The sequence below is a fragment of the Algoriphagus terrigena DSM 22685 genome (assembly GCF_000429445.1).
Lineage (GTDB): Bacteria > Bacteroidota > Bacteroidia > Cytophagales > Cyclobacteriaceae > Algoriphagus > Algoriphagus terrigena.
The window spans coordinates 36,283-50,933 of the sequence record NZ_AUBW01000022.1; the positions used below are offsets into that span (position 1 = coordinate 36,283).

General features: G+C 49.5%; 11 protein-coding genes. All 11 read right to left on the bottom strand.

Annotated features, from left to right (window positions below; all coding sequences use genetic code 11):
- Nucleotides 1-51: 51 nt before the first annotated feature.
- Nucleotides 52-717, bottom strand: a complete 666-nt coding sequence (locus tag G459_RS27940) for a CAP domain-containing protein (RefSeq protein ID WP_051315311.1) — start codon at nt 715-717, stop codon at nt 52-54.
- Nucleotides 718-861: 144 nt separating this feature from the next.
- Nucleotides 862-3,162, bottom strand: a complete 2,301-nt coding sequence (locus tag G459_RS29110) for a PAS domain-containing sensor histidine kinase (protein ID WP_051315312.1) — start codon at nt 3,160-3,162, stop codon at nt 862-864.
- 277 nt (nt 3,163-3,439) lie between these two features.
- Nucleotides 3,440-3,688, bottom strand: coding sequence for a hypothetical protein (locus G459_RS0118955; protein WP_026969051.1), 249 nt, complete (start codon nt 3,686-3,688; stop codon nt 3,440-3,442).
- 4 nt (nt 3,689-3,692) lie between these two features.
- Nucleotides 3,693-6,728, bottom strand: a complete 3,036-nt coding sequence (locus G459_RS0118960; protein ID WP_026969052.1) for an efflux RND transporter permease subunit — start codon at nt 6,726-6,728, stop codon at nt 3,693-3,695.
- Complete coding sequence (locus G459_RS0118965; RefSeq protein ID WP_026969053.1) at nt 6,728-7,771, bottom strand: efflux RND transporter periplasmic adaptor subunit; 1,044 nt, start codon at nt 7,769-7,771, stop codon at nt 6,728-6,730. Before G459_RS0118965 ends, G459_RS0118960 begins: the two co-directional genes overlap by 1 nt.
- A gap of 3 nt (nt 7,772-7,774) precedes the next feature.
- The gene (locus G459_RS0118970) at nt 7,775-9,127 is read right to left on the bottom strand and encodes a TolC family protein (RefSeq protein WP_026969054.1); all 1,353 of its coding nucleotides are present in this window, start codon (nt 9,125-9,127) and stop codon (nt 7,775-7,777) included.
- A 54-nt stretch (nt 9,128-9,181) separates the two neighbouring features.
- Entirely contained in the window at nt 9,182-9,799 is a 618-nt protein-coding gene (locus G459_RS0118975) for a TetR/AcrR family transcriptional regulator (protein WP_026969055.1), read from the bottom strand.
- A gap of 84 nt (nt 9,800-9,883) precedes the next feature.
- Entirely contained in the window at nt 9,884-11,755 is a 1,872-nt protein-coding gene (locus G459_RS0118980) for a monovalent cation:proton antiporter-2 (CPA2) family protein (RefSeq protein WP_026969056.1), read from the bottom strand.
- Nucleotides 11,756-11,758: 3 nt separating this feature from the next.
- The gene (gene kefF / locus G459_RS0118985; RefSeq protein ID WP_026969057.1) at nt 11,759-12,325 is read right to left on the bottom strand and encodes a glutathione-regulated potassium-efflux system oxidoreductase KefF; all 567 of its coding nucleotides are present in this window, start codon (nt 12,323-12,325) and stop codon (nt 11,759-11,761) included.
- Nucleotides 12,326-12,343: 18 nt separating this feature from the next.
- Nucleotides 12,344-12,577, bottom strand: a complete 234-nt coding sequence (locus G459_RS0118990) for a (4Fe-4S)-binding protein (protein ID WP_026969058.1) — start codon at nt 12,575-12,577, stop codon at nt 12,344-12,346.
- A 393-nt stretch (nt 12,578-12,970) separates the two neighbouring features.
- Nucleotides 12,971-14,626 carry a sodium-dependent transporter gene (locus G459_RS0119005; protein ID WP_026969059.1) on the bottom strand — a complete coding sequence of 552 codons (1,656 nt, stop codon included), beginning with the start codon at nt 14,624-14,626 and terminating at the stop codon, nt 12,971-12,973.
- Nucleotides 14,627-14,651: the final 25 nt, after the last annotated feature.

Consider the following 14,651-nt stretch of genomic DNA (forward strand, 5'->3'; position numbering starts at 1 on the left):
GGTTGCCTAAAGGCAAGTTAGAATGTCTGCAATCTAGCTTCTGGACGAACGCTAGTTTCCAAAGTTCTGCACGACCATGAAGTAGGGCATGTTGTAAAAATTCTTCTCCCGATAGACTCGTGCGCCGCAGCCTAATGTCTTGAACTGGGGATTCAGAATGTTTTGGCGATGACCGGGCGATTCCATCCAAAGTTTCACCACAGACTTTGCAAAAGTGAGGTAGGTGTGGGGGAGGATCACCTCCTTTTTGGAAGTAAAAGCATAAGTGAATTCTCCCGAAGGATAGGGCGGATTTACCTTTCTACCAGCCTGGTATTGGAGGCCATAGGTTGAGCAGATGTTTTCGCCATAGTACTCCGGATTCAACCCTTCCAAATGGAAGCGGTCCAAGAGGGTTCGCTTGATCCGGATCTTACTTGTATGAGAATAGAAGCCATATTTGACCATGTCCTGCGCATGTCCGGAGGCCACGTTTTCGATTTCTGACCGAAATTCAAACGGACTTAGCTTTGCCTTTTTTCGCTCTTCATTGGTCACAAAAAAGATGGCTGCCTGCAGCAAAGGAAAGTTGACTTGACTGAAGTCGATCGCTGAATACAGTGATTCTATCCGGTAAAATGAGGTTTCGTTGTAGTTGGTGTAAGAATCGGGTGTCCAGGTTTGGGCTTGGGTGGATAGTGAAATCAGGATGAAACTTAGGATCAGCAGTCTTCTCATTGGCGTAGGATACTCGTCAAATAAGACGCTGTCGAAGCCAGAATATTTTGAACGCGATCGGGATTTTTTGCTCGCTTTCTCTCCAAAATCTATCGGACAGTGTCTGGAGTGGGTCTGGTTGATATCGGCGGCAATCTAGAGTCGCTATTTTTTAACCGTGAACGTAAACTTTGACCCGATACCCGGTTGAGATTCCAGCTGAATTTCTCCCTCAAGGACCTCGACTGACTTCTTGACGATCGCCAGACCGATTCCAGTTCCTTCATATTCTTGTTGCAGATGCAGTCTTTGGAAGACCACAAAGACCTTTTTGAAATATTCCGGGTCGATTCCGATTCCGTTGTCTTCGACGGAAAATTCCCAGAAATCCGGCAGTTCCCGACTGTCAATCGTGATGACGGGAGTGAGGTCGGCCTTCGAAAATTTAAGGGCATTCCCGATCAGATTTTGGAATATTTGAAACAACGGAGTCTTGTAGGAATAGATCACCGGGAGGTTATTCAGTTTGATGATGGCATTTTTCTCTTGAATCGGCTTTTTCAGATAGTGGCTTATCTCTTGGACCAAGTCGTCAATTGCCAGTCTGCTTTTATTTTCGGCCATCTTTCCCACCTTGGACAATTCCAGCAGATCCAAGATTATCTTTCTCATCTGACTGGCACCGTTGGTGGCGAAGGAGATATATTCCAAGGCCTTGGCGTCCAGTACGTGAGCATATTTGCGTTCTAGCAATCCCATAAAACTGGAGATCATCCGCAGGGGTTCCTGTAGATCATGGGATGCCACGAAGGCGAATTGCTGCAGCTCCAGATTGGAGATCGCCAGCTCTTCGACATTCTTTTCGAGCTTTTCGTTGAGGCTTTTGAGGGATTTTTCGTTTTCTTTTCGTTTTGAAATATCCTGCATCGCGCCCACCACGCGGGTCACTTGCCCTTCCTCGTTTCTTATGAAAATAGCCTTATCCAAAACGTCGGTGTAGGTTCCGTCGTTTTTTAGAAAGCGGTATTCTTCCAGCCAGTGGTTTTTGCTGGAAGCGGGATTCAAGTAAGACTGGATAAGCTTGAAAACTCTTCCACGATCCTCCGGATGAATCAGGTTCAGGAGGTACTCGAGGTCCGGCTCTATGACGGTTGGGTCGTACCCAAACAGTGTCAAAAAGCCCTCGCCCCAGTACAGGCTGTTTTTGGTGACGTCAAAGTCCCAAATCGCGTCACTGGTGGCCTGGGTCACTTTCCGGAATCGCTCGATGTGCTGCACGGTGGATTTGCGGCTTTCGACCAACTCACTGATGTCCTGACCTGTGCCAAAGATGCAGAGCTTATCCTGATATTTTAGTTGGGAGACAGAGAAGAGGAAAGGGATTCTTTTCCCGGATTTGGTGACGATGGTAAGTTCTATGTCAGTCTGTCCTTCACCAATGACCTGGTGCACATGACTGCCAAAGATGCCGTGATCTTTGACAGTAAAGAATTCCTCAGGACTCATCTTTTCGATTTCTTCCGAAGAATAGCCCGTCACCCTTTCGAGCTGCCGATTCCAAAGCTGGAACTTGCCATCGGTATCGAAGATGAAGAAGACACTGGGCAATTGTTGGATTAGCGACTGATTGAGGTTGATTTCCTTTTGCAGGGCCAGTTCGATGTCTTTTTCGCGTGTGATGTCCACCATCATCCCTTGGATCCTATGTGGTTTGCCGCCTTTGGCGATCACTTTGACGCGGTCGTTCAGCCAGATAGTCCTGCCGTCTTTGGTTAGGAAGCGATAGTCAAACGTATGGTCGTTCAGGTTTTGGGTTTCAATATGACAGGTTTGAATGGCATGATCCCTATCCATGGGATGAAGGTGGCGCTGCCAGAAGTCTTTGGATGCCATCCATTCTTCAGTCGTGTAGCCGGTAATTCGCTCAAGCTGAGGACTGATGTAGGTAAACTCAAGGGTTTCGGCGTCGGCTTCCCAGAAGATCCCATCCAGATTATGCATCAGCGAGCGGTTCTTCTTTTTGGCAGTTTTGAGTTTTTCTTTCGTTTGAGTCTGTTGGTGGATGTTTTGGATCACCCAAATGATCTTCTTTTCACCGGTTTTAGGGTCAAGAATTGACCGGCCTTTCGCTGCCACCCAAATCGTCTTTCCGTCTTTCCGAACCAGTCTCTTTTTTAGATCATAGCCGCAGTTGCCGCCAAGAAAGCTTTCACAAACGGTTTCAGCATATTCCAGATCTGGTGGGGATACGGTTGATAGGGCCGTTTCGGCGTCCACTTCAAATTCAGACGGAGCATATCCCAACATCCTGAACAGCCCATCCGACCAGTACATCTTGTTGGTATCGAGATTCAATTCCCAAATTCCCGAGTTGGTCAGCAATTCAAACTGTTCGAGTAGGATGTCTTTGTCAGTCTCCTGAACCCGTGAAGATTTCAGGATAGTGTTTAACTCGTTTTTACTCATTGTACTGTAGGTTGAATCGACGGATTGTGGTGATAGATCAGTAAAAAAGCAGAGAACTCTTAAATGGTTGGGTGCGATTGATCCGTAATTCGCCTTAAAGGTGCGGGAATTAAAATCTATCCGGAACAATGTGTTTCAAAATGTAAACCAACATTGTCCCCGGGGGAATTGTGTTAAAAAGATATCCCCGAAAAGAAACAGTACAACCGCGAAGCGGTCGTCTCGAAACAATACCGATGAAAAAAACAAAAGCGAAGGGGAGGCCTTCGCTTTTCTGTCAGTTGTCTTGGGGAATCTCCAGGAGTAGATCGATGATCTCCCGCGGAGTGGAAGCATTCCTGAGCTTTTCTTCCTGGATGATTACCTGTAGCTGGTACTCCAGCTCGAAGATCAGTCCGTTGATGAAGACCGGATGCATATCCAGTTGCAGGATGAGATGGGCATTTTTTCGTTGGCCGGTCAGGTCAATTCCATAGGAATGAAAGACTGTCACGACTTTTTTTAACATGGAGTAGTGTTGGTTCATAGGATCAAATTTTAGGTGGCAAAAGTTTATACATCACCGGAGTGACGATTCTGGAAAGCAACGTGGAACTGATCAGACCTCCTATCAAAACGATGGCCAAAGGCGCGATCAGCGGATTGGTACTCAAAGCGATCGGAATCAAGCCTCCAATCGCCGTAATCGTAGTCAGCACTATCGGTAGAAACCGAATTTCCCCTGCTTCACGGATAGCAGCCTCCAAAGGTTTGCCTTCTTGCCGCAATTGATTGGTAAAGTCCACCAGCAGGATGGAAGTCTTCACCTCTATCCCCGCTAACGCGATCAACCCGATGATCGCTACAAAGGACAGCGAATTTCCTGTCACCCAAAGTGCTATCAGTGCTCCGACCATTCCTAAAGGGATGACTGACAGTACGATGATGGTGCTTTTGAAGGTCTTGAAAAGCAAAATTAACACCGCGATGAAGAGAAAAACAGTGACAATAATCACTGTATTGAATCCTGCAAAAGATTCTTGGCGGGTTTCGTATTCCCCAGCCATCTTGAAGGAATAGCCATCGGGAAGTTCCACCTGATCCATCTTTTGCAGGACCTCCGAGATCACCCGGTCTGCCAGGAAATTTTGATCCACAAAAGCCGACACAGACACCGAACGGATCTTGTTGTAGTGGTCAATAGTGAGCGTGCTGCTCTCCAGTTCCAGTTGGGCGATCTGGGAAATCGGAATCCCGGCTCCCTGTTGATTATTGATGTACAACCCATCAAAACTGGTCAAAGTGGCCTTTTCAGCTCTTGGAGAGGTCAGCAGGATCGAGCGCTCGGAACCTTGGAGATCGGTAAAAGAGCCGAGATTCAGTCCGGCCAAAGCCAATCTTACCGTCCGGTCCACATCGGCAATATTGACTCCGAGTTGCCGGGCTTTTTCCTTTTGAATGGCGACCCGAATGTCGGTTTTCAGATGAGCTACAGGATTATTGATGTAGATCGTTCCCTGAGTCTCTTTGAGTAGTAGCTCCACCTTCGCTGCCAGACTGCGAAGCGTATCGAGATCTTCTCCGGAGATCCTGACCTCCACAGGGGCGGTCACCGGCGGACCTTGTTCGAAGTTTTTGACTTCAACTTTTGCTCCCGCAAAGTCCGCGAACTTAGCCTTGAGGTCTTCGATCAGCTCCATCTTTCGGGGAGGAGAAGTCTCAGGATCGAGCTGGACAAAGATCTGAGAGTAGTCTGTGCGCTCGTTTTCGGGGATTTCGTTGTAGTAGATCCTCGGATTACCTTTGCCGACATTCGTCGCAAAGTTCATCAGCTCCGGTATTTGGCTAAGTTCGGCTTCCACCTTTTTGGCGACCTCATCCGTCGTATGGAGATTCGACTGGAGTGGGGTGGTGATGTTGATCAGAAACTGGGGCTTTTCCGAAGGAGGAAAAAGACTGAAACCAATCACAGGAAACAAGCCCAAAGCCGCCACGAAGATGACTCCGGCGATCAGAAGCGTTTGGACAGGCTTTCGAAGTGCACGCTCCAGTAGCGGCGCATAGGTCATGTGGATGCCCTTTTGGAACAGATCGTAAACTCGGTTGGTATGCTCGGGGCCTTTGTCCTTGAGAAACCAGGTGGAGAGGAAAGGAATGATCGTGAGCGAAACCAGCATCGAGGCTAGCACACTCATGATCACAGCCATGGGAAGACTTCGGACAAAGTCGCCCGAACCCTCAGGTAAAAAAACCAGTGGCAAAAATGCGATCACCAAGGTTACGGTGCAGCCAACTACCGAGAGCGAGATCTGCTTCGTGGCTTTCAGCGCGGCATCCTGCTTGGAAAAACCATCCCTGATCCATCGCTCGATGTTTTCGACTACGACGATGCTGTCATCCACCAACAGCCCCAAGGCGACCACCAGACCGACGATGCTCAGCTGATTGAGGCCATAGCCCAAGGCACTTAACAGCACCAGACCGATCGCCAGAGAAAGCGGAATCGAGATCATCACGATGATCGAAGCCCGGTTACCCAAGGGAAGCAGGGTGATGAAAACCAGGGCGATGGCGATCAGGAAATCAAATCCCAGGCCGCTGAGTCGCTGATTGACATAGTTGGCTTGGTCAAAAGAGACGATCAGATCAATGTTTTCGGGAAGTTCGGACTTGACCTTTTCGATAGCGCCCAGATACTTTTCCTGGACGTTGCTGATGTTATTTCCCTCTTTCAGAGCCGCTGTGACAAAGACGGAACGGTAGCCATTGAGCCGGGTGATGTGTTTGGTTTCCTCGAAGTCGTTTCTGATCTCGGCGACGTCTTTGAGCTGGATGGTTTTTCCCTGAACAGAATAGACAATAGTTTCACCGATTTCCTCGGCCGAAGTGTAGTTACCGCTGGTTTTGACATTGAAGCTTTTGCTTCCTGCCTCTACCTGGCCACCCGGAATGTTGCTCAATTCACTCTGGATGCTGCCCACAATCGCAAAAAGAGGAATGTTCATTTCGGCAATTTTATCCAGCTTTAGATCTATCCGGACGATCTGCTCCGGCAGTCCAAAGAGCTCAATCTTCTTCAGTTCGGTGATTTTCTCCAGCTCATCCTGCAGTCGTTCGCTGTATTTCTTCAGGTTGTCACGGGAGGCGTTCTCGCTGATCAGGCCGATCTGGAGGATGTTGACATCGGAAGGCCGGACTTTGTTGATCTTGATGGAAAAGATATCCTCAGGCAGCTCGGGCCGGAGGGTGTTCACCTCGCGCACCAGCTCCTGGTATTTCTCATTGACGTCCTCGTTGTAGTTATACTCCACAAAAAGTACCGCGACGCCGTCCTGGATCTCCGTCTTGATCCGTTTGATGTTTTCCAGTCCGTAGATCACTTCTTCCAGCGGGTCCACGACCAGCTCTTCCATGTCCTCGGGACTTGCTCCGGGATAGATCACAATCACGGGAAACTGTGGCGCTTCGATCACCGGATCTTCGCTGCGGGGCATGCTGAAAAAGGTCGTCAGGCCCACAGCTACCGTCATCAAGAATATCACCAGCGTGAACTGGTAGTTTTTCACTGCAAAATCAGAAATCCGCATCAGTCCTTGATTTGAATAGTGGAACCATCTGTGAGGTACGCGCTGCCAGACACAATTAATGTGGAGTGGCTTTCCAGTCCGGCGAGCACCTGAACCGTATTTGGAGAAATCTTGCCCAGCGTGATCCGGACCTTTTTTGCCTGCTGTTTGTCGTCAGCGACAAATACATATCCTTCACTTCCGCTGGCGTCCAGAACTGCCTCGTAGGGAATTTCCCAGCCATCTGTCTGCTCCGTAGGATGAATCAGCACTTTGCCAAACATCCCCGAGGCCAACTTCAGGCCCTGGCTTTGATTGGGAGAGATCTCCACCCAATAAGCGCCCGTGACGGGATCGGCTGCCTGGCTCTTGCGAATGACTTTACCAGGAAGACTGTCCGAGTTGGAAGGGAAGATCGTCGCTGAATCGCCGATGGCGATCAGCCCCCAGTTTTGATCATTGACGCTAGCCTTCAGCATCCAATTTCCCTGATTCGCGCCGTTGATCTGGAGAACCGAAGCTCCGGAAGTAACGAGTTGGCCTGGATTGACAAATTTCCGAAGTACAAAGCCATTTTGCGTGGCGCGGATCTGAGAATAGGAGAGGTTAAACTCCGTGGTCCTGAGCTGTTGCTCCGCGATATCCAGCGCTGTTTTGCTGTTTTGGAATTGCTCCAGGGTGGCCACGCTGTCGCGATAAAGCCTGCCAGCGCGCTCGTGATCCCGGAGTGATTTTTCGTAGGCGAGTTTGGCTTGGTTGAGTCCCGCCTGAATCTCGGTCAGGTCCAGCGTGGCCAGAATCTGTCCTTTTTTCACCGCATCGCCCTCTTGGACCAAGATGCTGGATACGATCCCGCCAACTTTGAAGGAGAGGAGCGTCTCGTCATTGGTGGAAAAATTTCCGCTGGCGGAGATCGGCGAGGAAAAGCTACCGGGTGTCAGACGCATCACTTTGACGGGTATTGTTTCACCCTTCGTGACGGGTTGTGGAGCGTTTTCGGATTTGCCACAGGCGAAAAGTAGCGCCGCCAGCAAAAAGAGCGATAAAGAAGCAAGATGTCTCATAGCTTAATAGGTTTGGGTAGCAAGTTGGCGCTCAAGCTGTGCCATGGACTTGAGCAGGTTGTATGAATTGATTGTCTTTTGGAGTGAGGCTTGGGTGAGCTGGTTTCTCGCATCGATGAATTCGATCAGGGAATTGGCGCCTTCACGAAAACCTCGGTCTACCAGGCGGAAATAAGCGGCGGATGACTCGAGTTTTTTCTCGGCCGACCGGAGTGCAGCCTGATTGGTTTTGACTTCGTTTTTGGTAAGCTGAAGGTCCAATTCAAGCTTGTCAGACAGCAGGTCTTTTTGCGTTTGGACAGTCTGCAGACCGAGTTCATTTCTGTAGATCTGGTTTCGGTTTCTTCCACCCTGAAATACCGGCACACTGAGATTAAGGCCCAGTAGCGCATACCTCGAATCCTGGTCAAATGCCCAATCAAAACTCTGGGAGCCCAGATCCGCGTAGGTGTTGAATTTGGGAACCCAATAGCTTTTGCTGGCTTTGATGGCTGTTTCTTGAATGCTTTCAGCAGTCTGGATCTGCAGGAGTTCTGGGCGTCCGCTGAGGTCGTCTTCGCCCATCAGGCCGGCTAGCTCCGCCGGATTTGCCAGATGTTCTTCAAAATCCAGTTCGGTATCGATGGGGCGATTGAGGAGAAAATTGACGTAGTGAACCGCGTTTTGCTTCCTGCTTTCCGCCTCTATCATCAGCGCATTGATGTTTTCGACTTCACTTTCAGCCCGCAGCACAGAGGAAGGAAGCCCCTTTCCATTTTCCAAAAGCGACCGGTTGTCTCTCAGGTTTTGTTCGACGAGACCTTTGCTGCTACGGATTACCTCAATGGCGGTATAGGCTGTGCAGAAGTTGTAATAAGCCAATTTGATGTCCTGGACGAGGTTGGCCCGGTAGATCTTGAGCTCATATTCGGAGAGCAACACCTGCTTCTCTCGGATCTGCTTCTGATAGATCAGGTCCGTATTGAGGATAGGCATCGAAGCTCGGAAGCGGGCATCATAGAAATTGTCCGGCAGAAGCTGCTCCGACACGTTTTCCAACTGGGGAAAGGCGCTGGTTCCGGTGAGTTGATTGAGCGTGGAATAGACTGGATTGAGCAGATCTCCCACAGGAAAGCCAATGGTCCGACCGCCGCTTGCCAGCGTGTAGCTCGCACCAAAATCGAGTGATGGAAGGAAGAAACTTTTGGCGTCCTTCAGCGCCAGCAGGCTGCGCTCCAGTTCGATGTTCTTTTCCTTTAAAACCAGGTTGTTTTCCAATCCCTGCCGGATGTATTCATCCAGCACGCCCTGTGCCTTGGCAGCCAAAAAAGGATTGAAAAGCAGATAGATCAGAAAAATCAGTGCTGTCTTTCTCATTATATTATTCGATGTTAATTTAATAAACAGTGTTTAATGGATGGATAAATTTTTTTAGAGTTTATCCAAGATCTTAAAGAACTCTTCCAAGCCATCTTTTACAATTGTCTGTTGACTCTCTGGGAGCACCACCTCGCATCGTTTGCGGATATGCAGCGATACCATCCCATGTACCGTTGACCAGATCAAAAAGGTAAGCGCCTCCTGCTCGTGTCCTTTGAAATGCCCGGCGTTGATACAGTCAGCGATGGTAGACCTCAGCGAATTGAATGCTCCTCCGCCTTCTTTCCAATGATCGTGCTCGGTATTGCATACATGGTCAATCGGAGCCTCCTTGATAAACATAAGATCGTACATGTCAGGATTTTCCATGGCAAAATCTATATAGATGCTTCCCATGGCTTTCAGCCGCTCGAGAGGGTTTCTAACCGAACCTAGAACCTGCATTTTTTCCATAAGTTGGAGAAAACCGAGTTGGTGCAAGGCATGAAAAATCTCGTTTTTATCCTTGAAATAATGGTAGATAATTCCCGGGCTGTATTCGATGTGATCCGCGATGTTCCGAATGGATGTCTTATCGATCCCTTTCTCCAGAAAGAGGAATTTGGCAGCTGCCAAGATTCGTTCTCTCAATTCTTCCTTGTCTCTCTCTTTTCGATCCGCAATCCCCATGTGGTTTCTAATGAACAGCTAAAATTAATTAAACGGTGTTTAATAAAGCAAGCAATCGCTCGAAAATAATTTTCAAAAAGTCAGCTATTCGCTTTCCTCTTTCAATTGATCGCTGTCCCAAGCCGAATCATTCATCGAGAATTTGCGGGAGAGTTCTCCGGAAAGAAGAGCCTCTTGGATTTCGATCTGCTTGCGGATCTTGGAGATGTATTCGGTTTCATTGCTCCGGTATTTGACGAGAACTTTTAGCGAATCTTCGTCATATTTTCGAAACTGCGCAGCCAGTCTTTGGACGGTGTGCGCCCGGAATCCCAATTTTTGGAGCGCTTCCTGTCCCATCCGTATCGAGGTGTCCAAGTGCTCTCTGTAGATATTTTCTACTCCCATCTCCATCAACTCAAAGGCCTCGTAGCGGTTTTTGGCTCGGATCATGACTTCCAGATGTGGGAAATTCTCATGGCAGAGCTCCACGAGCTTTTTATTAGTCTCGGTGGACCTGATTGCGGAGATAAGAATCTTGGCGTTCTCCGCTCCGGCAGCGTGCAATAGATCCAGACGGGTAGCATCTCCAAAATAGACCTTGAATCCCATCTTCCTCAAAAAGTCCACTCGGTCGGGATCGTAGTCCAAGACGGTAGCTTCGATACCATTTGCCCTCAGAAATCGTCCCATGGTCGATCCGAAATGGGAGAATCCCACCAGGATCACCGTATTTCTTTCGTCGATCTGATCTGCTTCCGGTTTTGGTTTGGCATTTCTCTTCTCTAAACTCGGGAGGATTATTTTGTCCAAAAGGAGGCTGAAGATCGGCGTGAAGGTCATGCTGAGCGCTGTGATCGCCATCAGAATCCCAGATGTTGTAGCCGTCAGTATTCCCAACTGAAGCGCGAAGGCATAGGTGACGAAGGAGAATTCCGACACCTGAGCCAGCCCAACCGAAAACCGGAGATTATCGGGAAGACTGAGTTTTCTGGTTTTACCGATTACACCAAGTACAAGAGCCTTGATCAGGATGACCCCAAATGTGATCGAAAAGACATTGACCGCGTCGGAGAAGATAAGATCGAAGTTGACGGTTGCACCCACCGCCATGAAGAACAAGCCCAAAAGCAATCCTTTGAACGGATCGAGATCGGACTCCAGCGCGTGCTTGTAGGGTGAGTTTGCCAGGATGACTCCCGCGAGGAAGGTTCCCAATGCCGGGCTGAGGCCCACCAATTCCATGAGAAAGGCGATTCCCACGACGATCAGCAGCGCCGATGCTGTGAACAGTTCGCGGAGCTTTGTCTTTGAAACCCAGTTCAAGAGCGGCCCAAAGCCAAAGCGTCCCAGTAAGATGACCACCCCGATGGCTACGAAGATCATCAGCGTTTGGACCCAGCCGGGCTGATGCTCCAGGAAGCCGCCATGCTCACTTCCGCTCAATTCCGGACCAGCAACGGCTAACAGCGGCAAGATGGCCAAGATCGGGATCACGGCGATATCTTGCAGGAGCAATACTCCAAAGGACAGCTTGCCGGTGGACGTGTCCATCTGATTCTTCTCTTTGAGCGATTGCAGTACAATCGCCGTAGAGGAAAGTGCCATCGAAAGCGCCGCTGCAAGACTGATCCTCCAGTCAATCTCCAAGATCAATCCCAGACCAAAGATCAGCCCTGATGTCGCTACTACCTGCGAAAGTCCGACCTTCAGGATCATCTCCCGCATCTTCCACAGATTCTTGGGCTCGAGCTCCAGCCCGATCAGAAACAGCATCATGACCACGCCAAATTCCGTGCTGTGCATGATGTCCTGTCCCTGAGATTCGTCCTGGATAAATGCGAACCCATAAGGTCCAACTAGGATTCCGGCAATCAGATAGCCTAAAACAGAACCCATTCCCAGCCGCTTTGCGATCGGGACACAGACAATTGCCGCCAGGATGTAAACGATCGCATTGAATAAAAATCCGTCCATGGCTTAAGTTCTTTGGATGTAGGGTAGGGAAATCTCGGCCGAGTCACGGAGACTGAGGATCAGTTCACGGTACTCATCGGCTCTCTGCAAAATCTCGGACTCCGTGCTACGATGTGTGCCAGCCAGATGAAAAGGCGGAAGATAGCGCATGTTGCAGAGGTAAGCCGTCTGTTCGAAGGGCCTCAGATACTCTTCGATAGTATATCTATTCCTTCCCAGGGAGGAGTAGATTTCTTTAGATCCGCCAGAGGTAAAGGCGTTGAAGATGTACTTGTTTTTCAGAAAGATCCCACCCGTGCCGTATGCCCAGCCGTGTTCCAGGACCAAGTCAATCCATTGCTTTAGCAGCGGAGGGCAGGAATACCAATAGAACGGGTGCTGCCAGATGATGACTTCGTGCTCAAAGAGCGCCTCCTGCTCGGCTTGAACGTTGATATTGAAGTCTGGATAAAGCTCGTAGAGATCGCGGACCTGGACGTTTTCCAAGTCTTTGACAGAATCGACCAGGGCCTGATTTGCGTCAGAATGCTCGAATTTGGGGTGGGCAAAGAGGACGAGGATTTTGCGCATGGTAGTTTTAGATAGGGGTTAAGCTCCCGATTTATCTTTGAAATAGTAGCCAAGCGCTCCAGAGGGGCATCTTTTGATTTGCTCGACTAGCTCCTCCGAGCTGGCGTTGCCGATTTCTATCCAGGGTTTTTTTCTGGGGTTAAAGACCCGGGGAAGTCCTCGGACACAGTTGCCTGAATGGGTGCATTTTTCGGGTTGCCAGGTGATGACAACTTCTCCGTTGTCGTATTCTTTGGAAGGTGTGGAGCTCATAGAAAAGTGGTTTTGGAATGTCTAATAATACCAAAATCCGGGGATTTGTTCCTTTTCCCGGAGGGTAAAAAAAGAAAAACCTGCCGCAGTTCCGCAGCAGGTTGGTCAATTTCCATTTTTTGTTTGCGTGCTCCTTTTCCGGTTGTTGGGAAAAGAGGCCCAAAAGGCCTTTCAGGATGACCAAAGGCGCCTTATTTGGCCTTCCATCACTTGTGCTGAGCGTAGCCGAAGCATCGGTTTTCGAGTGATTGCGACATTTAGCTCGTTGCCGAAATTACACGCAATCAACCTATTTTCCGGTCTTGGGTTTTTTCAAAACCAGGTAGAAGCAATAGAATGTGGCTGTCAGGATCAGACCTTGGGTGACGATCGAGAGTATCAGGGCTGAAGTGTTCATAGCAAGGCTGATTTACGTTTTTGATGAGAATACCACACGATTCCTACGATCAATAGAAACAGGAGGACAAGCTGGGTACGTGCCATGCTGGCAAAGAACATCTTCTTTTCGAGCATCTCCGTATTTTCAGGATTGAGGAGGATTTGAGCCTTCAGATCGGTGTGGGAAAATTTCGAAATCAGCGAGCCGTGATCCAGCGTGTACAGCTGTCCGTCCAGCAGATTGGAGATTGCCCCATTCCAGTCATTTCCCGCAGGAGTGAACAACGCGCCCATCAACACCAGGAAAAGGAGTGTCGGAGTGATGTACTTGATGATCCATTTGTAAGCGCCAGGCACCCGAATATCCGCGCCCCGGGTGATTTCTTCCCATCCTCTTTTCATCCCAAAAATCCAGGTAAAGAGAATCGTCTCCAACAGGGCAAATATCACCAAGCTCACCGTTCCACCCCAATAATCGTATTCATCAAAGTAGCCGTATTTGAAAAACAACACGGTGGGAAGTCCCATGATCAGCGAGATGATGCCAAAGGAAACGGCTCCTTTGACTTTGCCCCAGCCAAATTCATCCTGCATGAATCCCATCCACGGCGTACCCATAGCCAGGGATGAAGTGATCCCCGCAAAGAAGAGCAAGCCAAACCAACAGACACCCGCCACCATGCCGAAGACCTCCCCCCATTGCTGGAAGAGGTAAGGCATCGTCTGAAAAGCCATCCCGAAACCGGCATTTTCCATTACCCAATCCATGCCGAGGAAACCCGCTGCAATTGGAATGACAATGGCACTTCCCAAGACAATTTCCACCGTTTCGTTGGTAAAGCCCGCAGTGACTGAATTGAGTGCGATGTCTTCGTTTTCCTTGACATAGGAAGCATAGCACTGGATGGCGCCCGTCCCGACCGAAAGGGTGAAGAAGATCTGCCCGGCTGCGGCGAGCCAGACTTTAGGATCAAGGAGCGAAGAGTATTGCGGAGTCCACAGGAAGTTGATCGCGTCCCATGCATTGGCCTCTGGGAATTCCGCGGACGCAAAATCTGATCCCATCGTCCAGCCCCGGATCGCCAACACGACTCCAAACAGCACCAGGATCGGCATCCCGATCTTCGCGACTTTTTCGATTCCTCCCAGTCCCGCGGAGAGGATGTAAATATTCACAGCCATCACCAACACATAGATAATGACCGGTAGCATTGGGATGCCCAGATCAGACCCTGAGAGCGTGACGTAATTATCAAAAAACGAACTGATCTCCGCAGCGCCCATCCCGGTGAAAGTTCCGATGACGCTGTGAACGACATACATGAATGTCCAGGACTCGATGTAGGTGTAGTAGGCTACCACAGCGATATTGGTGAAAATCCCAAATACACCGATGTATTTCCAGATCGGCCTTTTGGCCATCGAATCCAGGATGTAAGGTGTGCTATGGTTTCCAAATTTCCCACCGAAGCGTCCCACAGACCACTCGATAAAGAGCATGGGAATCCCCATCAGCAGGAAGCACACCAGGTACGGAATGATAAATGCGCCGCCACCGTTCTGCACGGCCTGCACAGGGAAGCGGAGGAAGTTTCCCAGCCCGACGGCGTTGCCTGCCATCGCCAGGATCAAGCCAACGCGGGAGCCCCAGGATTGATTATTTGTACTCATTTGGTTGGTTTTAAAAAAAGAGAGG